Source organism: Halodesulfovibrio sp. (assembly GCF_015482765.1).
Classification (GTDB): Bacteria; Desulfobacterota; Desulfovibrionia; order Desulfovibrionales; family Desulfovibrionaceae; genus Halodesulfovibrio.
This window is the reverse complement of sequence record NZ_JADMLB010000076.1, coordinates 114,208-135,671: the sequence shown is the minus strand read 5'-3', so window position 1 is coordinate 135,671 and position 21,464 is coordinate 114,208. Positions and strand designations below refer to the sequence as shown.

16 protein-coding genes are annotated in these 21,464 nt (G+C 43.3%); 8 read left to right on the top strand and 8 right to left on the bottom strand.

Annotation, left to right across the window (positions count from 1 at the left end; all coding sequences use genetic code 11):
* Positions 1-16: 16 nt before the first annotated feature.
* Positions 17-5,014, top strand: a complete 4,998-nt coding sequence (locus tag QZY95_RS15785; RefSeq protein WP_290925295.1) for a response regulator — start codon at positions 17-19, stop codon at positions 5,012-5,014.
* 140 nt (positions 5,015-5,154) lie between these two features.
* A complete protein-coding gene (locus QZY95_RS15780) occupies positions 5,155-6,228 on the top strand; it encodes a two-component system response regulator (RefSeq protein ID WP_290925293.1) in 1,074 nt (357 codons plus the stop codon).
* Positions 6,229-6,405: 177 nt separating this feature from the next.
* On the opposite strand, the gene QZY95_RS15775 is transcribed toward QZY95_RS15780, so the two are convergent.
* From QZY95_RS15775 to coaE, 3 genes are all read right to left on the bottom strand, one after another.
* Positions 6,406-7,056 (bottom strand): TrkA family potassium uptake protein, encoded by a 651-nt coding sequence (locus QZY95_RS15775; protein WP_290925291.1) that lies wholly within the window; start codon positions 7,054-7,056, stop codon positions 6,406-6,408.
* A gap of 12 nt (positions 7,057-7,068) precedes the next feature.
* Positions 7,069-8,397: a potassium transporter TrkG gene (locus QZY95_RS15770; protein ID WP_290925289.1), complete on the bottom strand. Its 1,329-nt coding sequence runs from the start codon at positions 8,395-8,397 to the stop codon at positions 7,069-7,071.
* Between the two features lie 229 nt (positions 8,398-8,626).
* Entirely contained in the window at positions 8,627-10,228 is a 1,602-nt protein-coding gene (gene coaE, locus QZY95_RS15765) for a dephospho-CoA kinase (protein WP_290925287.1), read from the bottom strand.
* A gap of 121 nt (positions 10,229-10,349) precedes the next feature.
* Between coaE and upp the strand changes: the two genes are divergently transcribed.
* Together upp and QZY95_RS15755 are read left to right on the top strand one after the other, a co-directional pair.
* On the top strand, positions 10,350-10,976 hold the full coding sequence (upp, locus tag QZY95_RS15760; RefSeq protein WP_290925285.1) for a uracil phosphoribosyltransferase: 627 nt from the start codon (positions 10,350-10,352) through the stop codon (positions 10,974-10,976).
* Between the two features lie 193 nt (positions 10,977-11,169).
* Positions 11,170-12,411, top strand: coding sequence for a uracil-xanthine permease family protein (locus QZY95_RS15755; RefSeq protein WP_290925283.1), 1,242 nt, complete (start codon positions 11,170-11,172; stop codon positions 12,409-12,411).
* A gap of 58 nt (positions 12,412-12,469) precedes the next feature.
* Here QZY95_RS15755 and QZY95_RS15750 read toward each other — a convergent pair whose 3' ends face one another.
* The 4 genes from QZY95_RS15750 to QZY95_RS15735 form a co-directional block, all read right to left on the bottom strand.
* Positions 12,470-12,973, bottom strand: coding sequence for an FxsA family protein (locus QZY95_RS15750; protein WP_290925282.1), 504 nt, complete (start codon positions 12,971-12,973; stop codon positions 12,470-12,472).
* A gap of 249 nt (positions 12,974-13,222) precedes the next feature.
* Positions 13,223-13,888: a (d)CMP kinase gene (gene cmk / locus QZY95_RS15745; protein ID WP_290925280.1), complete on the bottom strand. Its 666-nt coding sequence runs from the start codon at positions 13,886-13,888 to the stop codon at positions 13,223-13,225.
* On the bottom strand, positions 13,878-14,999 hold the full coding sequence (gene hisC / locus QZY95_RS15740) for a histidinol-phosphate transaminase (RefSeq protein ID WP_290925278.1): 1,122 nt from the start codon (positions 14,997-14,999) through the stop codon (positions 13,878-13,880). The genes cmk and hisC overlap by 11 nt, the downstream gene beginning before the upstream one ends.
* 229 nt (positions 15,000-15,228) lie before the next feature.
* Positions 15,229-15,678, bottom strand: a complete 450-nt coding sequence (locus QZY95_RS15735; protein WP_290925275.1) for a universal stress protein — start codon at positions 15,676-15,678, stop codon at positions 15,229-15,231.
* Positions 15,679-15,945: 267 nt separating this feature from the next.
* Here QZY95_RS15735 and QZY95_RS15730 point away from each other — a divergent pair, with 267 nt between their 5' ends.
* The gene (locus QZY95_RS15730; protein WP_290925274.1) at positions 15,946-16,431 is read left to right on the top strand and encodes a hypothetical protein; all 486 of its coding nucleotides are present in this window, start codon (positions 15,946-15,948) and stop codon (positions 16,429-16,431) included.
* A 127-nt stretch (positions 16,432-16,558) separates the two neighbouring features.
* On the opposite strand, the gene QZY95_RS15725 is transcribed toward QZY95_RS15730, so the two are convergent.
* Positions 16,559-17,047 (bottom strand): CinA family protein, encoded by a 489-nt coding sequence (locus tag QZY95_RS15725; protein ID WP_290925273.1) that lies wholly within the window; start codon positions 17,045-17,047, stop codon positions 16,559-16,561.
* A gap of 111 nt (positions 17,048-17,158) precedes the next feature.
* On the opposite strand from QZY95_RS15725, the gene QZY95_RS15720 reads away from it, so the two are divergent.
* The 3 genes from QZY95_RS15720 to QZY95_RS15710 all read left to right on the top strand — a co-directional run bounded on the left by QZY95_RS15720 (position 17,159) and on the right by QZY95_RS15710 (position 21,323).
* Positions 17,159-17,950, top strand: coding sequence for a hypothetical protein (locus QZY95_RS15720; protein ID WP_290925271.1), 792 nt, complete (start codon positions 17,159-17,161; stop codon positions 17,948-17,950).
* Positions 17,951-18,142: 192 nt separating this feature from the next.
* Positions 18,143-19,303 carry a cytidine deaminase gene (locus QZY95_RS15715; RefSeq protein WP_290925269.1) on the top strand — a complete coding sequence of 387 codons (1,161 nt, stop codon included), beginning with the start codon at positions 18,143-18,145 and terminating at the stop codon, positions 19,301-19,303.
* A gap of 295 nt (positions 19,304-19,598) precedes the next feature.
* Entirely contained in the window at positions 19,599-21,323 is a 1,725-nt protein-coding gene (locus QZY95_RS15710) for a methyl-accepting chemotaxis protein (protein ID WP_290925267.1), read from the top strand.
* Positions 21,324-21,464: the final 141 nt, after the last annotated feature.

Here is a 21,464-nt window from a genome sequence, read left to right as displayed (position 1 = left end):
TGATGTGGGGGATGCATTGAAAAAATGTAACAGGATACTGTGTGGTCTTTTTGTTGTACTCAGCTTGTTTCTAACAGCGGTTCCTTGTTCTCAGGCGCAGCCGGAAGATGCCTTTGCACGAGCGGCGCAAAGCGGTTCTGAACTTGCAACAGAATTATCACATCTTAGTGCAATTTTTTTATACAATCTTGATTCAGCTCAGCTTGAGGGTACTCTTGCGTTTATTATTAACCGGACTCCACAGATTAAGGCCATACGAATTATAGACAGTGAGACCGGTGAAGCTTTTTTCAGATACTATCGTGGGCGGCAGGAAAACATATTTAATGAGAAAATTCCTCTTATCGCAGAACAGTATCCTAAATATACAGCCTCAATTTCTTATGAAGGAAGCACAATTGGCAGATTGGAGTTGTTTTATCAGGATCCGACACTGGCGATAAGAAGAGATCGGGAAGTCTGGTTTACTGATGTTGAACGTCGTTGGCTTGAAAGGAATCCGGTAATCCGTGTAGGAATAGAGCAGTGGCCTCCATTTAATTATCTTTTGCCGGATGGTGAACCTCGAGGAATTGTTGTAGATTTGCTCGGGAAGATGGCAGAACGAATGCCGATTCGTTTTGAGTTTATCGGCGGCACCTTTGCAGAGCTGATGGATAGATTTAAAAAGGGAGAAATCGATGTTCTCCCGAATGTTTACTACGATGTCTCACGAGAAGACTATGGTAACTTCACGACCCCTTTCATGGGAGTTCGTGATTTTTTATTTGTTCGGCAGGATGATTTTTCTATTAAAAAGATTTCTGACTTGCGAGGAAAGCGAGTTGCGGTTGTGGAAGGGTATCTTTTGGAAGAGCAACTTGCCAGAAGATTTCCTCGAGTTGAAGTTGTCCCGATGCCAAGTCTTGTTAATTCCATTGCTGCGTTATTGAATAACGAAGTAGATGCTCTTGTCGATGCGCATATGGCTGTTCTGTATGCTCAGAAAGAAAATAGTCTTTCGGGTATCAAAGCTATTCCTCAGGATGATCTTCCTGCGCAATCTCTTCATTTTCTTACCGCAAAAGATGATCCTCTTCTGAACTCCATTGTTGAAAAGACGCTGAATTCAATAAGTGAAGCTGACAAAGATGAAATAACAAAGCGTTACGTACTTGCACGAAGTACTGTTTCCACTCCTAGACCTGCTGAAAATACATTAGGCCGAACTGCAATGGTTTTATCCATTCTTTTTGGAGCGCTACTTTGTTCACTTTATTTTATTGTCCGTGCGTTGAGCAGTAAGTCTAACTATGATCAACGACTAGCCTTCGGTTCTTTTAACTTTGCTCGTTTGCTTCTTATAGCAATCGGTCTTTTTGTACTGTTTTGTTCTGGGACGTCATGGTTCATCTTAAAAGAAAGCAAAAAAGATATTCTTCAAAAAGAGGAAGAATCACTTGATATGCGTCTGGAGGCAACAGAATCACGTTTGTTGCGTATGATTGATGTCCATTCTCGTATTCTGCGGTATATCGCAGGGAGAACAGCCTTTTTCACCTTGGTAGATCGCGTGAATGCTTTGTCGGAAAATAAAGACTCGTTTGAATACATTCATGCAAAAAATAACTTGGAAGAGTATTGGGAACAATACAGTGTTCTTTCTGGTGAACAGGTACGTATTTTATATTCTACAACCGGTGTTAAAATTGTTGGAGATGAAAATTACGGCGGTGATGACTTGGTGACACGTCATAATAAATTGTTCCGCAAGGCATTAGCTGGGCAAACAGTGTTTGTACCACCGTGCAGCTATGCTAACGCTCTTACAGGACATAAAGAGCGTGGCATGTTTTTATTAATGCCGGTTATGAATTCATCACGAAAAGCAGTAGCTGTCATTGCAGCTCAAATTGATGTGGGTAATGATTTTCATCTATCAATGCAGGAAAATAGCTTAACCCAACATGGAGAAATTTTTGCTGTAAATAGGTATGGCAAAATTCTTTATGAGCAATGCATATTAACATCGCCCAATGATAAAGAGCATCCTGAAAGACACTTAAGTGCTTTTGCAGGAATAGATGTTCCTTTTGTTGTTGGATACCAGAATGAAGCAAAAATTTTACCGGGCATGCGTCTTATTGAATACCAAAACAATAAGGGCGAGCAGGTTTACGGGTTAGCTCGTTGGATTGGCGGATTGAATATTGGATTGGTTTCAGAAGTACGCGTTGGTGTTGTTTTAGAACAGTATGCTCGTTTTAAGTACAGTGTGATTGCGCTGATGTTGCTGATGTTATCTTTTACGATTCCTTCTATCCTTTTCACACTGAATTTAGGTCGTAAAGCTAATAATAGTTTGCTTCAATCAAAAGAAGAGTTGCGACATAAAGTTCTTGAACGCACGCAGGAACTTGAAGAATTAGAAAAACAATGGCGCCTGATTTTAACATCAGTTGGACAGGGGCTGTTAGGGCTTAATAGTGACGGGGAAGTTATTTTTGCAAATGATGCAGCCTCTACACAGCTGGGCTATTCTGATGATGAAATCATCGGAAAGAAAATTTTGGATGAAGTTGTTGTAAAGAGGGATGATGGTCAGACTGACTCAGCACCTTCATCAATTTTTGAAGCTTTGCACTCCGGTCAGACAAGTACAAACCAAAATGAATTTTTTAAAGCAAAATCCGGTCATGTTTTTCCAGTGGAATACACTTGTCGCTCCATTATTAATGAAGAAGAAATTCAGGGTTGTGTGATTGTTTTTACAGACATTACACAGCGTAAACGAATGGAAAAAGAGCTTGAATCTGCAAAGGTGACAGCAGAAGAAGCTTCAAATGCGAAGAGTGAATTTTTAGCGAACATGAGTCATGAGATCCGTACACCAATGAATGCAATTCTGGGTATGTCTCACCTTGCATTACAGTCAGATTTGGATCGGCGACAGCGTAATTTTATTCAAAAGGTTCATAGGGCTGCGTACTCACTTCTTGGAATTATAAACGATATTCTTGATTTCTCGAAGATAGAAGCTGGAAAACTACAGATAGAAGGTGTGCCGTTTTACCTTGATGACGTTATGCAGGATGTTGCTGGCGTTGTCGGGCTGCGGGCAGAAGAAAAAGGGCTTGAATTACTGTTCCGGATATGTCCTCAAGTGCCGCCTAAGTTGATAGGTGATCCGCTGCGTTTAACGCAAATTCTTATAAATTTGGGGAATAATGCCGTTAAGTTTACAGAACATGGTGAAGTTGTTGTTTCTGTGGATGTAGAATCTATGAACGAGGATAACATCTCGTTGCTGTTCTCTGTGCAGGATACCGGTATAGGTATGAAAAGTGAGCAGATTTACAAACTGTTCAAATCATTTTCACAGGCAGATACGTCAACAACGAGAAGGTATGGAGGAACTGGCCTTGGACTTGTCATCTCACGTAGGCTGGCGCAGCTTATGGGTGGTGAGATTTGGGTTGAAAGCGAGTACGGGACAGGTACAACTTTTTCTTTCGATGTGTGCCTGACTGTTGAAACCCAAGAAGAGTCATATGCTCCTGCCGTTCTTTCAAACGGAGCTCGTGCTTTGATTGTTGATGACAGCAAAACTTCACGTGAAATTTTATGCGATATAGTTCGGGAGCTTGGGTACGTTGCGGATGCTGTCGATTCGGGCCGCGATGCGGTGAAGATGGTGAAAGAGTCTGTAAAAGCTGAGCAGTACGAGATGATCATTCTTGATTGGCGTATGCCGGATATGGATGGCATTACAACGGCCACATTAATTAAAGAACAGTATGACTCTGATAAATGTCCTGACTTGATTATGGTTACTGCGTTTGGCCGTGAAGTAGCTGCCGATGCCGCAGAACAGGGAATTATTGATGCTTGTGTGACGAAGCCTTTAACAAAGAATGTGCTGCTTCAGGTGGTGGCCAATTTACGGGGAGTTACAGAGATTGATGAAAATCGTAACTCTGGTCGGAAAAATGCTGTTGATGTAGCTTTACAGCAGCTTGCAGGTGCTTCAATTCTTCTTGTTGAAGATAACGAAGTGAATCAGGAATTGGCGGTTGAGCTCTTGGAAGCTAATGGTATGACGGTGGCAGTCGCTAAAAACGGTTTGGAAGCACTAGAGATTTTAGAAGAGAAATCGTTTGATGGCGTTTTGATGGATTGTCAGATGCCGGTTATGGATGGCTACGAAGCTACACGCAGGCTACGTGAAGATACACGGTTTGCTGATTTACCTGTAATTGCAATGACTGCAAACGCTATGGTGGGAGACAGAGATAAAGTTCTTGAAGTCGGTATGAATGATCATATTGCAAAGCCGTTAGAGCTTCTTGATATGTTCTCAAAAATGGCGCGATGGATAACACCGAAGTTGACGGCACGGCTAGAAGCAACAGCTGCAGAGCGTGGTGATGATTTGCCGGAGATTGCAGGTGTTGATTTTGAAAAAGGACTTTCAGTTTGCCAGCAGAACAAAGGGCTGTTGCGGCGGCTGCTTGTGCGTTTTGCTGAAACGCAAGCTGACTTTTCTGTAACGTTGAATGACGCATTGCAGAAAGACGACATCGAGACAGCTGCGCGTCACGCACATACTCTTAAAGGTGTTGCAGGGAATATAGGCGCAACGAAAATTCAGGAACTAGCGGCAGAGCTGGAAGCAAGCATTTTGGCAGAAAATGTTCATGCAATGCAGCGCCAGTTAACGAATGCACTTGATAGTGTACTGGCTGTAACTGTTCATGATATTAGAAATAAACTTGTAGTTGTTCCGGTTGTCTCCAATGTACATTTTTCTCAAGAAGTGATGACGGAAGATTTGTTGCAGCTGAGAATGCTGTTAAATGATGATGATACAGAAGCAGTTGACCTTATTGAAGAGATTCAGCGCCACATGGGAGGTGCTCCGGAATTGCAAGAGGTAGTGCGAAGTATGGCTGAAATGGTACGCGATTATGATTTTGATAACGCATTAGTGTTGCTTGAAGAATTAGAAGCAGGGGTGAAAAGTCTGACTGCATAACTGATAGATAAATATTGTAAAAATAAGCGAATATAAAATTTTCCTTGAAAAGAGAGCATTTTTATATATCAATCATTTTTCTAGCTGGTTGAGAGCTATGAAGAGTGGGTGTTGAACGTAATAGGCATGGGGGCAGTGCTGTGAAAAGAGACAAATTAACCGTTTTGGTTGTCGATGATGCACCGGAAAATATAGAGATTTTGAGAACTATTTTACAGCCGCAGTATCGGGTTAAAGCTGCCCGCACGGGAGAAAAAGCGCTGAAAATAGCAAGAAATACTCCGCCTCCTGATATGATTTTGCTTGATGTCGTCATGCCCGTCATGGACGGCTATGAAGTGTGTCGTCAGTTGAAAGAAGATCCTGTTACATCTGAGATTCCTATAATTTTTATTACAGCAAAGAATTCAGCTGATAATGAAACACAAGGTTTTGAACTCGGTGCCGTGGATTACATTACAAAACCTGTGCTGCCAGCAATTGTTAAAGCTCGTGTAGGGACTCATCTAGCTTTGCGTGACCAGACGCATCACCTTGAAGAACTTGTTTTGCAACGTACTAGAGAGTTGCAAAATACCCATTTAGAGTTGATTCGTTGCTTGGGACAGGCTGCGGAATTTAAGGATAATGAAACAGGGTTACACGTTATCCGTATGAGTCATTATGCTAGAATTATTGCTCAGCAGCTTGATGTTGGAGATGAATGGGTTCAGCTTGTTTTTCAGGCTGCACCTATGCATGATGTTGGGAAAATCGGGATTCCTGACTCGATATTAAGTAAGCCCGGTAAATTGACGGACGAAGAATGGCGAATAATGCGAATGCATCCGGAGTACGGAGCTGAGATTATCGGGGATCATTCTTCATCTTTGCTTTCAATGGCCAGAGAGATTGCGTTGACTCATCATGAAAAGTGGGATGGTACCGGTTACCCATATAATCTTTCGGGACGCGATATTCCTCTTTCAGGAAGAGTTGTTGCCATTGCAGATGTTTTTGATGCGCTAACATCAGAACGACCATACAAGCATGCATGGGAAGTGGACGATGCAGTGGCTTTGATTCAAGAAAATGCAGGAAAGCATTTTGATCCAAAACTTGTTGATATTTTTATAAAAGAGCTTCCGTCTGTGCTTGAGATTAAAAAAGAATACGCAGAAAATGCAGAAGGTGTTTCTGAACATTTGCATAGCGTGTTGGGAGTAGGGGCGTAGGGCGGTTTGTAAAAATTCTACAGCCTGTATGTCTGTGAATACTTACATAGATAAATGCTTTTGAAAAAATAGAACCTCTGTTTCCTGTAGGAATTATATTAATTTTTGACGTGAATTTGTTGTAAAAAAAGGTGGAGCATTATGCTCCACCTTTTTTATTGTTTTGTTGAGTGCAGGCTAGGATTCAAGTTCGAGCAAGTCAGATTCTTTGCCGATAGCAACAAGAACATCTCCCTCCTCTAGCATTCTGTCTGCAGGGGGGACAAATTCATACTCTTTATCCCCTTTCTTTTTGGCAGCAACAACCATAACGCCAAAGCTTGTGAGGCCAAGATCAATGAGGCTTTTACCTGCCCAGTTGTGTACCTCAAGCTCCTGTAGAAGAACATTGCCTCCAAGAGGGAGAAGGTCAAGCATGCCGGGGTTGGCAATACGGTGGGCAAACTGGCTTGCGGCATCACGTTCCGGCTGAATAACAGTATGTACTCCCAGTCGGCGTAGAACAACGGCATGTTCATGACTTATAGCTTTTACAGCGAGCTTCTTTACCCCCATCTCCTGTAAGTTAAGGACGATCAGGATAGATGTTTCCATAGATTTGCCTACACTGACAATGACCTCATCAAGATCCATGAAGCGGAGTTGCTTTAAGACATTATCGTCTGTTGCATCTGCTTGATAGGTTTGGGAAAGAAACTCTTCAGCTTTTTTAGTGGCGTTGGAGGAGCCGTCCACACCGATAACGGTGTGTCCCAGTTCGGATAAAAATTCTGCAAGTGCGCTGCCAAATTTACCGAGACCAATAATGCCGACTTCCATTTTTTTCATCTTTGTATGCTCCTAGCCAATAGGAAGGTCTGTTTCCGGAACTCTGTACCGGATGTTAGAATGAAATTGCTGTAGTGTTGTCAGCAGCCAGATGGGGCCGATGCGGCCGATAAACATTAAGGCGATAATAATACATTTTCCAGCTGTGGTAAGTTTAGCAGTCAGTCCCATGCTTAGTCCTACTGTACCAAATGCGGATACTACTTCAAAAAAGATTTCTAAAAATTGTCCACGTAGCTGTGTGTGTGAATAATTCCCGCCCTCAGTAAGATTAAGGGCAATAGTCGCAAGACCGATGATAATTGTTGCGATAAAAACAAGGGTTACAACCTTGTTGATGGTCTTTGAGTCCAGTGCCTTATTGCCGATAACAACTTGCTCCCGTCCACGGACCTGAGCCATCATAAATGCTCCCAGTGCTCTGAATGTTGTGACTTTTATGCCACCTGCGCAAGACCCCGGAGCACCACCGATAATCATCAGAAAAATCATAAATAACAAATAGAGGTTCGTCATTTCTGCCATATTTACGGTATTAAATCCGGCAGTACGTGCTGTCACAGACTGGAATAAAGAGGTCAGTAAGTTAGTAGTGAAGGTATCTGTGTTAGGAGATGAGACTCGGGAGATAAAGAGCACAACAGTGCCTGCTGTAATAAGCAGGAATGTTGTTGTGAGAATAACTTTTGTGATGAAGGATAGTTTGCGTTTTCTGCCTTGTTTGAACCAGAGATTCAATTCATCCAGTACGGCAAACCCTAGACCACCCAGAATTATGAGCAGCATGATAGTAACATTGACCCCAATGTTCGTCGCCATACTCATAAGACTGTCAGGAAAGAGGGAAAAACCTGCATTACAGAATGCGGATATTGCATGGAAAATTGCTGAAAACGCAGTAAAACGCCCATCACCGAAGAAATAGAGGAGGATAGCTCCGGCTATTTCAATGGATAATGTCATGGCGATGAGGCGGAGTAAGAATCTTCCAAGATCGAAGGAGGTGTTATGGAGGAGGGCTTGCCCAACCGCAAGTCTGTCGGTGAGAGTAACCCTTCTTCGTAACAGATATAGAGCAAGACTAGAGTAAGTCATGATGCCCAGCCCCCCGAGTTGGATAAGTGTCAGCAACGTAAGTTGCCCCTTATCTGTCAGCGAGGAAGCAGGGTCTAGGACTGAAAGTCCTGTAACGCATACTGCAGAAGTTGCAGTGAAAAGTGCGTCAATCCAACTCATAGTTCCTGTAGAAGAAAATTCGTAAAGTAGCATTGCACCAACAATAATTGTTGTGCCGAAGGCTGCTACAGGAAGCACAAAAGGTAATAACGTCTTTTTAGCCATGAGGGTCAATACGCCTACATGTTACAGTATGCAAGAAACTTTCTAACCCTCACAGATTGATAGTAAAGCTGTTCAGCTTTCATCAGTTAGCAACATAAAGTACCGCAAAAGTGTATCTGGCTACTTCTGTTAACTTTTTTGATGTATAATATAGGGGTTACTTCAACCTGTGAGGGGTAACACTTACCATACTAAAAAAGATTTTTACATAAATCTACGCTATCGACTTTTATTCACTCCATAATGTGGTGATGGCTTCAACAGTTTGCTGGAGTTTTTTAGCACGAACACGCATAACAGCTTCAACAAACTTGTCGACCGACTGGTTTAAAGCTTCCAGTGAGCCGTTGTTTTCAACGATAATGTGGCAGGCTTTCATTTTATCTTCTTCTGACCACTGCCATGAATCCATAGTGGCAATGAGGTCTTCATTCCAGCCTCGGATGTTTTGCAATCGATTTTGGCGAGAATTTCCTTCGCAACGAACTCCGGCGATGATGTCTACTTCGCGATCCCAATGGGATTCATGAAGTAATGGGATTTCTGCTACAGCAAAGGGATCTGCTGCGTGTTCTTCCCAGAACAACGCAAGATCATGGAGGATGAGCGGATGAACTAATTGTTCAACTTCTTTGCGATTGGTCTTGCTTTCCTGCATGCGTTCAAAAAGAGCTCTACGATTTACATCGCCGTCGTCCGGTGAGATTTCAGAGCCGAACCTACCGCGCAGGACATACCAGCCGTCTGCACCATGTTCATATAGCTTGTGTACTATCGTATCTGCGCTCCAGGTAGCGATGCCTTTTTCAGCTAATGCTGAAAGTACAACGGATTTACCGCAACCCGGCATACCTGTCAGTGCCACACGTTGAACAGAAAGAGTCAAACGCTCAATGAGTGTGATGAAGTCTTGTGGAGGCTGGCACGTAAAGGACATGGGGGCGTTTGTGGTAGGGTGCTCGAAATTGAGCTTCCAAGCATGAAGCATCTGGCGTGAAGCATATGGAGCCAGTGGCGAATCGCTTTTAACACCTCCACCATAGAGAGTGTCTCCCCATAGCGGGTAGCCGAGGTGGCTCATGTGGACACGGATTTGATGTGTTCTGCCTGTGTAAATTTTAATGGCAACGAGAGAAAATTTTCCCTTGGGGTCAGAGTACAGTGTCCGATATTCTGAATGAGCCTCTTTAGCATTTGGCACAACAGCCATACGGATTTTCATTTTAGGGTCGCGACCGATAGGTTCACGAATTTCTCCGGAGCTAGGTGGAGTTCCATGCACAAGAGCTAAATATTCTTTAGAGATAGTACGCTCTGCAAAAGCTTCAGAGAGTGCTAATCGAGTTTTTTCATTTAAAGCAACAATGAGCAGGCCGGATGTGTCTTTATCGATTCTATGAACAATGCCCGGACGAAAGCCTTCCATCTGTGTAATTTCAGGGAGGTGATGTGCGAGACGGTGAACGAGAGTGCCTTCAGGGCAGCTAGGGCAGGGGTGCACAGTAAGTCCTGCTTCTTTATTAATCACTATGAGGTCATTATCGCGATAGAGGATATCAACATAGCCTTCTTCCGGTACAATTTCATTGTGAACTACTGGCAGTGTCACAGAAATATTCATACCGGCAAAAACTTTAGTGTTGGGCTTTGTACACTTTTTTTCGTCGATAGTCACAAGGCCGTCTTTTACGAGTTTCTTTACTTTTTCTCTGCTAACAGCCTCATTTTTAAGAATATCACCAAGGTGCTTGTCTAGGCGGACACCGTTGATAGTATCCGGTACGAGATGCTCAAATTTTGAAAATTCACTGTATTCTTCGGGTGTTGTCATAATATTTCTAGCTTATTGTTTTTGTTTCTTGACCATTGGCGATTATTTAGAGTATATGTCATTCGTTTAGGCGCGGTCTTTTTAGACCGCTTTTTTCAAGCAATCGCTCAAGGAGGCCGATGTGGCTGTTTACGTGGTTGACCATCCGCTGGTCAAACATAAACTCGGACGAATTCGTGAAGCAGATATTTCTGTTGCAGAATTCCGTGCACTTTCCAATGAAATTTGTCGTCTTCTTACCTACGAAGCAACTAAAGGTCTTGAGACCGAAAAATGCACCATCGAAGGATGGGCTGGCTCTGTAGAAGTAGACCAGATTAAAGGAAAGAAAGCTACCGTAGTTCCAATTCTCCGTGCCGGCATTGGTATGCTGGACGGTATTATGGACATGATCCCTGGCGTTAAAGTTAGCGTTGTTGGTATGTTCCGTAATGAAGAAACTCTTGAGCCTGAAGAATACTACGTTAAGCTCGCAAAGAATATTGAAGAACGTACCGCAATTATTCTTGATCCAATGCTCGCAACCGGTGGTACCCTTATCGCTACTATCGACTTGCTCAAAAAAGCTGGATGCAAAAAAATTATCGGTTTGTTTCTCGTTGCAGCACCAGAAGGTGTTGAACGTGTAGTTGCAGCGCATCCTGACGTAGATATTTACACTGCATCTGTGGATGAACGACTCAATGAGCACGGATATATTTTACCAGGTCTCGGCGACGCTGGTGATAAGATTTTCGGAACTAAATAGAGTTTCGAACCGTTTTTGAACGGGAAGAGCATTTGACCCCCCTGTTTTGCTTTCTTTTGAAAGCGCGACTCGGGGGAAGGGTGCTCTTTTTTTGGGCGGTCAGGATATGATTTAGCGCAGATATAATATATTATATCAATGGGTTGCGCTATTTGATGAAAAAATGGGTGACGAACACCCACAGTAGGAGGGAATGGTGTCAAACGTAAATACGGAATATTCTTTTAGGCTTAAAGACTGCCTGCTCGGCGCTCAGATGCTTTTTGTAGCATTCGGTGCTCTTGTACTTGTTCCGCTGCTCACAGGACTTAACCCGAACGTGGCGTTCTTTACCGCCGGTGTTGGAACCTTGTTGTTCCAGCTGGTTACCAAACGTTCTGTACCAATCTTTCTTGCGTCTTCTTTTGCATTCATTGCACCAATCATTTACGGCGTACAGACTTGGGGCATCCCAGCTACCATGTGTGGCCTTGCTGCTTCCGGCTTTCTGTACATGGGACTTTCAGTTCTCATCAAAATTCAGGGGCCGCAGATTCTTGAGCGTGTACTGCCAACTATCGTAACAGGTCCAGTTGTTATGGTTATCGGCCTTATGCTTGCTCCTGTTGCTGTATTTAACGCGCTCGGTAAAACCGGTGACGGTGCCGTTCAGCTGATTGCTGAGCCGACTGCTCTTATAATTTCTATGGCATCTCTTGGCACAACAATTCTCGTTTCCTTGTGTGGTAAGGGTATGCTTAGACTCATTCCAATCCTTTGCGGTATCGTTGTTGGATACGTATTGAGTCTTTTCTACGGTATTGTAGACTTTTCTCCGATTGTAAATGCTCCTTGGTTTGCTGTACCTGACTTCACAACTCCTGAATGGAACTGGGAAGCTATTCTGTATATTGTTCCGGTTGCTATTGCTCCTGCGATTGAGCACGTTGGTGATGTTCTTGCCATTGGTGCAGTTACCGGCAAAAACTACATTAAAGAACCGGGTGTTCATCGTACAATGTTCGGTGATGGTATTGCGACAACTTTTGCTTCTATGCTTGGTGGTCCTCCTAACACTACCTACTCCGAAGTAACCGGTGCTGTGGCACTTACAAAATCTTTCAACCCGGGTATTATGACATGGGCATCCATCGTTGCTATCTGCCTTGCTTTTGTAGGCAAGCTGGGTGCTGTTCTTGCAACTATTCCGGTACCTGTTATGGGTGGCATTCTTGTACTGCTGTTCGGTACTATTGTTGTAGTAGGCATGAACTCTCTTGTTCGTGCTGGTCAGGATCTCATGGAGCCGCGTAACCTTGCAATCATCGCTGTTATTCTTGTGTTCGGCGTTGGCGGCATGGCGTTCCACGCTGGTGCATTCAGCCTCAAAGGTATCGGTCTTGCCGGTATCATCGGTATTATTCTGAATCTCATTCTACCGAAAAGTCGTGCATAGCCTGAAATTACCGTCCAAGTAAGGCAAAAGCCCCTGTCGTTTCCGACAGGGGCTTTTTTTATTCGAATTTTTGTAAGATGCCTTTTTGCAAGTAAATCGCAAGAAGGGTTGTCACGGGAGGTAGCAGAAGGAATGCTCCTATTATGCTGAACATAACACCCGGCATTAGAAACAATACAGCCGACAGGGTGATGAGTCCGGATTTGTACGCTGTTACTGGTGGAAGCAGCCCCAATTGAACATCATCAAGACATGTCGTAATCCAATCTGCACCGTGGAATTTAAGAATAAGCAATCCGATTCCATTGGTAGCCAATGTTAGAATGAGTAAAAGCTCTTGAGGATGAGTTGAAGTAATGAGCTTGTGTTCTAACGGATTGAGAATAGAAAAGATGATGAAGAGTGCAATATAGCTTCGGTTTTTTTCGGGGTATAGCACGCGTAAAGCACGCAGAACTGAAGCACAGGTATCAAGATGTTCTACCTGTCTTAGCTGATCTTCATCAATTTCGTGTTTGTCGAGCAGAAATCGTAATTCTGCCTCTGTGATTGTGGGTTTCATAATAGTGTTGATATGGTTTCATTGTATTAAGAAGCAATGTGCAGAAAAATTGATAGATGAAAAATTAATTCAATTGTGGAAACTATGCCATAAGTGACGTTAACAATGTGTTAAAAGTTGTTATCGTGTGTAATGTAACTATTTTGCATGGTTGTGCCTGTATGTGTGTACTAACTCTCATAAAAAAGAATACTCCTGCCACGTGCAGTGACAGGAGTATTTTATTTTTCTGAAAGAATGCTGCAGAAGCTATTCTGCAAAGTGCTCCATGATAGCAGCAAAAACACCATCGATATTTAGTGTGGTAGTATCAATAATATGGGCGTCGTCAGCAGCAACAAGCGGGGCTACAGAACGGGTTCTATCCTGCATGTCTCTTTCTTTAATTTGGGAAATGATAAGATCGAGGTTTGCTGGTTTGCCCATTTCTTGTAATTGCTTGAAACGGCGGGAACCACGTTCCTCCGCTGTCGCATCAAGGAAAAATTTAAATTTAGCCTGAGGAAACACAACAGACCCCATATCTCGTCCTTCTGCAACAAGAGAGGTCTGGGTGCTTATTTCACGCTGAACTCGTTTTAATGCATCACGTACAACAGGGAGCTTGGCAACCGTGGAAGCCAGAGCGGCGACTTCTTCAGTACGGATTTCGTCTCCTACAGGAGTACCGTTTACTGAAAGAACAGAGTCGAACCCGATGCCTGATAGAGTAAAGGAGTACTGAGCAATATGTGCTTCCAGCTCTTCTTCAGACATTTTGGGTGCAGCTTCACCGAATTTCCAACCGAAAATACGGAACATTGCTCCTGTATCAAGGTATGCAATGGAAAGTTCCTGTGCAACGCGTTTGGCAAGAGTTGTCTTGCCTACACCGGCGGGACCGTCGAGAGTTACGACGCGCAGGTTATTCTGCATTAAGTATCTCCTTGAGGGCAGAAATAAGCACGCTGTTTTCATAGGCTGTACCTATGGTGATGCGTAAGTGTTTTGGAAGGTTGTAGCCTTTTACAAGAGGGCGAATAATAAGCCCGCGTTGAAGCAGCTCTTCATTAAGGTAGCTGCCATCTTTTGGAGCTTCTACCATAATAAAGTTTGCGAGTGACGGATACACCTTAAAGTCTAACGCTTCTAACTCCTTGGTCAGGAATTCGCGTCCTTCACGCGTTACACGCAGAGTTTCTTCTATAAAAGGTGTATCGTTCAGAACGGCAATACCTGCCTGTTCTGCTAGAACATTTACGTTGAACGGTGCACGGATGCGCCGCAGGTATTCTGCAAGCTGCGGGTGCATAGCCCCGAAGCCTAATCTGAGGCCTGCAAGTCCAAACGCTTTGGAGAATGTTCTTAGTACACAGACATTCTCGTATTGAGTAAAGCGGGGCATCATGGAGTAGCGGTCAAGATTTTCAGCAAAATCCATATATGCTTCATCCACAACAAGCAGACAGCTTTCAGGCAGTTTTGCGTGGAAGGAAAGAATTTCCTCTACATCCGGAGCATAGCCGGAAGGGTTATCCGGTGTAGTGATGAATACAACAGCGGTTTGGTCATCAACCAGCGCGAGCAGGCTGTCCCAGTCGAATGTGAAGTCGCTGTTCAACGGAGCTTGACGGAATTCAATACCGCATAGGCGAGAGAGTACCTGATACATTGAGAAACATGGTTCAAAGGCGACAATGTTACTTTTACCCGGTGTGGCTTTAGTACGGATAAGCATGTCGATAACTTCGTCAGAACCGTTTCCGGTAACAATGGTATCTTCAGGGATATGAAAATGGTGTGCAATGGCTTCAATAAGATGTGGTGTGCCTACCTGCCCGTAACGGAACGCAGATGCTGCATGAAGTTTAATAGCATCCTGTACACGCGGAGATGTACCCAGCGGGTTTTCGTTACTTGCAAGTTTAATGATGGAGTCAAGGCCATATGCCTCTTTAACTTCGTCAATGGACTTTCCTGCCGTGTAAGGTGAAAAGCTTTTTACCTCTTCACGAACTGTCTCACATACACATACTTTTGAGCTCATGTATTGCCCCTTTTCCCAATGTTTTTTCAATACGTTTTTGGCATATCAAAGCATCGATGTCAGGCTGGTTATTAATAAACCTGACATGATAAAGCCTTGTAATAGCCCTTAGTTAGACAATAGTTGAGCAATGTCTGCACCGTAGAATGGTGCGCAGTAAAAAAGGACGACCCGTTACGAGCCGTCCTTTTGAATAGACTACTAAAATGTATATCGCAAGTGGCAGTTGTTAGTCTGCAAAATCCGGACGTACAGTAAGTACCGGAATATCTGCACCGCGTACAATTTTGGCAGCAACGGAACCGAACAGAATTCTATCTATACCGGTTCTGCCATGAGTTCCCATAATGATGAGATCCGCTTTTTCATCGGCAGCAATTTCCAGAATTTCTTCAGCAGCAAAGCCGGTAACAACTTTACCGGTAGTTTTGATACCGGTGAAATGTTTTTCCAGAAAATCATCCATGCTTTTTTCAGCACCGGTAACAATTTCACCCACGAAAGATTCAATCGTATTTGGTGGAACATGGAAGCCAACATACTGGTTTAAGGAAGGAGCCGCGTAAACAACAATCAGTTCGGCATCGAATTTTTCAGCAAAAAGTCTTGCATATTCTGCGATGTAGGTACTTTCGTCAGAAAAATCGACAGCCACAACAGCTTTTTTTATAGCAACCATACTACCTCCTGAGGAATAACGAGTATCTGTCTATAGCGGTTAACTGCTTTGTTTTATACACCATATACACATACTCTGTGAAGATAGACAAGGATAACGTTCTTATGTAGGTTGCAGGAGTTGTGCAGTTTTCGCTGTAAAGAATAGGCAGAAAATTCCGCATGATAATGACCCGAAAAATGAAAAGCTACGGTTTTCAAGGGTTCACAAGTTTTGGCAAGCTCTTTGCTTCGTTAGGAGTAAATCCTAATCGCCGGGGATATTGTTATGAGAATTAATACGACAGAACAGATCACATCGATAGCAAAGCAGAATCAGGTAACTAAAGCTCCAAAAAGGGCAGCTGACGGTTTTCATAATCTGCTTTCTCAGGAACTTGAGTTGCAGAGTAAGTCTGCATCTGAGGCACTGTTGCCTCCCGGTACCCGTTCTATTGCATTTGACCCGCGTTTAAATGCAGATCCACAGCATGTTGCACAGACTGCTGTTGATCCGAATAAGGTGGCAAATGAGCTTGAAGGCATTCTTGATCAGTGGGAAAAATATTCCATTCAGATCAGTACACAGGGCACTCCTGACCTTAAAGGTGCATTCGGAACCCTGAAAGAGCTTGCCCATAATCTTGCTACGCTCAAACAGACTGCGCCATCTTTGGAAGCAGAGTTTCCAGAGTTGGACAATGTTCGTAATGAGCTTGAGGTTATGACCGTGACCGAACAGTTTAAATTGAATCGCGGGGATTATCTCGCGTAGTATTCAAGAGCTATCCGTTTCATAACGGCGTAGTATGCAAGAGTAGAATCGTTGTAATGCACACAACTCTTGTGATCATGGATAAAAAGAAAGGGCAGCCTGATGGCTGCCTTTTTCTTTTGTATTTTTATCGTTTTAATTCATGCAGTAATGTAGTGATGGCTGCCATAGCCGTTTGATAGCGGACATCAGATCTGCATCCGGTAAAGACATGATGCTGAGCAAACTGCTGAGTGCCGAGAGCAAAGCCGATCCAAACAGTTCCCACTGGTTTTTCTTCTGTACCGCCGGTAGGGCCTGCAATGCCTGTTACAGAAATAGCAAGTTCAACCTGCAGTGTTTTTTGAAGCCCCCGCACCATGGCAAGCGCAGTTTGTTCACTAACTGCTCCGTGCTGTTCCAATGTCTCGTGAGAAACATGGAGCAGGTTTTCTTTAACTTCGTTAGCGTAAGAAACAATGGTTCCTTTGAACCAGTCTGACGAACCTGATACTTCTGTAAGCAGCATAGAAATAAGCCCGCCGGTGCATGATTCTGCGGTGCCGAGCATGTATTTATTTTGGCGCAGAATCTCACCAAGTTCTACAATCTGAGACGATAATTCTGGAATATGCATAAGATAACTCCCTGAATACTCGCTATCATTGTGAGAGAAGCATAGCAAGGAGTGCTTGCTAGATTCTCTGCCTGCAATGTAGAATAGCACGAAGAACAGGAGGCAGACACGTTGACAAATTTTAATTCTCTTTCATCGGCCTTACAGGGCGAAGTTATGGTCGATATAGCGAACGGCTTTTTTGGTGCGCGTAAAGCAATTGATGATGAACGTGAGCTTTTTGAGCGGACTGAAAGTGATATTCGGCTGGCAGAACAGCGTGCCTTGAACACTTGTGCCCAGTTGATAGCATTATTGACCAGTGAGCGTGATGTTGAAAAACTATTTCGTATTCTCGAAGTTCCTGTAGAGTTTATGCATCGTGTAGAATTTACTGACCCTTGGTTGAGTATGCCGTTACCTTTCGCGTTGACCGCTGAAGGGCGATATAAAAAATGTGTTTTGCAAACATACGATAAAATGCAAACAGCGTTTGAGTTTTTCCTGCATGGTGCAACTTACAAGAAGAATACGGTTGAAAAATATGGTCGAACAACAGGGTATTACCGATATATGGATTGGTGTGACGAGCTGAATGCCCGAATTGTTAAAGTGAATCGCGATCATGCGCCAACACAGGTGTTGAGTGTTGTTCGTGGAATGGATGTGGATAAAGTCGCAAAGCAGCGCGCTGTTGGAACGATTAACAGTGAAGTCGGCTGTGTGCCCGGTGAAGATATGTGCATGTTGCTGGTACCGAAAGACGAACTGGAAGAAATGCAGTTGCCGGAACTTCCACCATTAGACGAAAAGCTTCGCACTGGTCACACTGTTGAGGCAGTAATTAAAAAGTATGCTTCAGAAATTTTTAGAAGAGACCGGAAAAAGATCGAAGAAATTTTAGCACGTTTGAAAAAGAATTAAAAAAATACGTCAAAAAAAGGCAGCAGTACGGTACTTGCGGCATTACCTACAGTTTTTGCAGGTTGTGCCGAAGAGTATTGTACGCTGCCTTTTCTTTTGTTTCGCAGGTAGAATGGACACGTTCTAAAGGCACGTTTTTGTTGAAATGTACGCAGGCTTATTGGAAAGCATGTTTATTTTTAGGAGATAGTAATGCGCTGTCGAATGTTCGCTGTATTTATGGGTCTTGCCCTGAGTCTATGTTCTTTGATTGTCGTGCCACAGGCATATGCAGAAGCGCCTATACGTGTTGTATATGGTTTTGACAGAGAATTTCCTCCTTTTTCTTTTGAAGAGGCTAAAGGAAAAGCTGTCGGGTTTGACGTTGATTTGATCCGCGCAATTTTTAAAGGACAGAACGTCAAGTTAGTAACGCGTCCACTTGTTTGGGATCATGTTTTGATGGAGCTTTCTTCCGGCTCAATTGATGTAACAACCGGCATGGCAAAAACAAAACAGCGTAGTTTGCTTTTTAATTTTTCGGAGAAACCGACGTTGCCAATGAAGATTCGTTTGTTTACCAAAACGCCGAATCGTGTTGGCAATATCACGTTGCTTCGCGGGCAAAGGGTTTCTGTGAAACGTGGCTCTTTTCAGCAGCGTGTTCTTGAAGAATTCGGTGGTATGAATATTAAGCCATTCCGCACAAAAGTTGATGCTATTCATGCATTGGGACGCGACGAGGTTCAGGCGTATTGTGGGCCAGAACAAACGGCGTATTATTACCTGCAGCGTTTTAAATATGGAAAAATTAGTGCGGTAGGTAGCTTGATGCGAATTACAGAAGCCTTTGTTGCGGTAAATCGTGATAAGGGACGCATTCTTGAAATGGTGAATAAAGGTTTTCAACGCGTAGTAGCTTCTGGCGAATATGATCGTATCTATCGAAAATGGTTTGTACCTGAGCTTTACGAAGAGGATATGAACAAGTTGTTTGAAGCAGCCTCTGAAGCCGCGATAAATGCATATGCTCCGTACTCAAAAGTTCCAGTAGGTGCTGCTGTTCTTACTCGTTCCGGAAAAACGTATGTGGGCTGTAACGTTGAAACTGCAAAGGAAAAAGTTTCCGCAATTAAGACTGCGATTTTGAAAGCCGTGGCGGATGGTGAATATGATTTTCGTGCAGTTGCAGCACTTGCCCCTGACGGATCTGTGATTGCCCCGACAGCTGAAGATCGCCAGTTCCTGTTTGAATTTGGGCGAGGAATTCTTGCAGCAGTTGAACCTGATAAGGGCGATGTGAAAATGATTATGGTATCGCAACTGTTACCATATCCTATTCTTTCCGGTAACAAAGGGTTTACCTACGAATAGAAATGATCCTGATATGATAAGCGAAAGGCCGATATATGTCGGCCTTTTTTATTGGGTAATCAAAATGTTAGGGAATGCTATAAAAAGATTGTCAGTGCTTAATTTGGTATAGAATCGGCCGATAAGAAAATGTGCTGCTTTAATGCGGGGGACGCAATAGAGTGCCAGTTTTGTAAGAACTATGTCCGAGGACATCTTACATTGTGTGGAATCGTTGCAAAGGGCTGACTTGAACTGGTAAGCCGTGTGCATAATCGTCTGTTTGAACTGAAATTACGGGGGATACGAAGAGCGTATGAATATTAAACAAAAGGCATCAAATTTTTTATTTGCCGGTATTGTGACTGTTATCCTTGCAACGCCTGTATTGTACTATTCTTTGGAGCATCTCGGTTCCGCATATAGTGATTTTTCTAAGCGTGTTGTTACGCGTCAGGAACTGTTGTTGAATATGAAATCTCAGTTCGGTTATGGTGGTATTATTCATAACTTTAAAAATTATGTCCTTCGTGGAACAGATAAATATTACAATCGCGTAACTGGTAATCAGCAAGCCGTAACAGATGCGATTAAGCAGTATGAGTCGTTAAAGGATATTACCCCGGAAGAGCGTGCAGCACTTAAAAAGATTGAAGTTGTTGTGGGGCATTATTTTGAAAATATACGTCTTGTGAAACAGCTATGGAAAGAGGGAAAGACTCCGGCACAAATTGATGCTGTTGTAAAAATTAGTGATAAGCCAGCATTTGAGGGGTTTGCGGTTGTAGAAAAATATTACGAAACGCTTAAGTCAGGTTCAGTTTCGGAATTTGCAAGTGCGCTAAGTATGCTTCATTATGTCTTAATTGCTACAATTCTTGTTGTGATTTCTCTTCTTATTGCTGTTTGTCTTGGATACGCAAAAACAGCGCGCGAGTTAAGTCTTGTTTCCGATGTTGCAGAGCGTGTTAATGAAGATCCTGATGCGGTGTTGTCGTTGAATAAAACTCGTGTTGATGAGCTTGGCTTACTTGCGAGAGCGTTAACTAATATGGTGCAAAATTTACATAAACAGATTGTAGATGCGCAGGAGCAAACTGCACTTGCTGAAAAAAGTACTAATGAAGCACATGCAGCGAGAGCCGAAGTGGAAACTCGTGAAGAGGAGATTCAAAAGATTTCCTCACAGATTATTACTACTGCCAATAAATCGAGTGAGACCATGCGTTCTGTTGTGGCAACTACAGAGTCACTTACTGATCAAATTGGGCAGATAGAAGCCGGAGCTAATGACCAGCGTTCTAGAATTTCTGAAACAGCAATGTCTATTGAAGAAATGAATTCTACTGTTCTTGATATTGCTCGTAATGCAAGCGATGCAGCGCAGAAGGCCGATGAAACTCGAGGGCGCTCAGATGATGGAGCAAAGGTTATTGCTGAATTGAAGGATGCAATTGGCTCTGTTGCTCAAAGTGCAGAGGATTTGCGAAACGTGATTACAGAGCTTGGTGTACAGGCGACAAATATCGGCGGTGTTATCTCAACAATTTCTGATATTGCGGATCAAACGAACCTTCTTGCACTTAATGCTGCAATTGAAGCTGCTCGAGCTGGAGAAGCAGGGCGAGGCTTTGCTGTTGTTGCTGATGAAGTACGCAAGCTTGCAGAAAAGACAATGGTTGCGACTCGAGAAGTTATTGATCAGGTTGGTGGAATTCAGCGTGGCGTAGAAGGAACAACTATCGTTGCTAATGAGATGGATAAATCTGTTGAAATTACCACTAGTGGTTCCGATAAGGCTCTCGTTGTTCTTACAGAAATTAATTCCATGGCGATTGAAACAGCAGATAGTATTCGTTCTATTGCGACAGCCTCAGAACAACAGTCAGCAACTAGTGAACTGATCAGTAATGCTGTAGCAGAGGTAAGTGATATCGCTACCAATACAACAGAGTCTATGAGTGATTTCAGCCGATCCATGTATGACGTACGAACTCAGGCTGTAGAACTTGAATCATTGATGACTGAACTTAAGCAGTAGCCGATTTGTTCTGGGAAATCTTGCCGCGTTGATTACGAAAGCATCGGGGCGGGATGAGTTGGCCTTGCGCTACTATTTTTTATTGCAAATAGACGACTGCCCTGCTTATTGCGGGGCAGTCGTTTTAGTTCGGGAACGTAT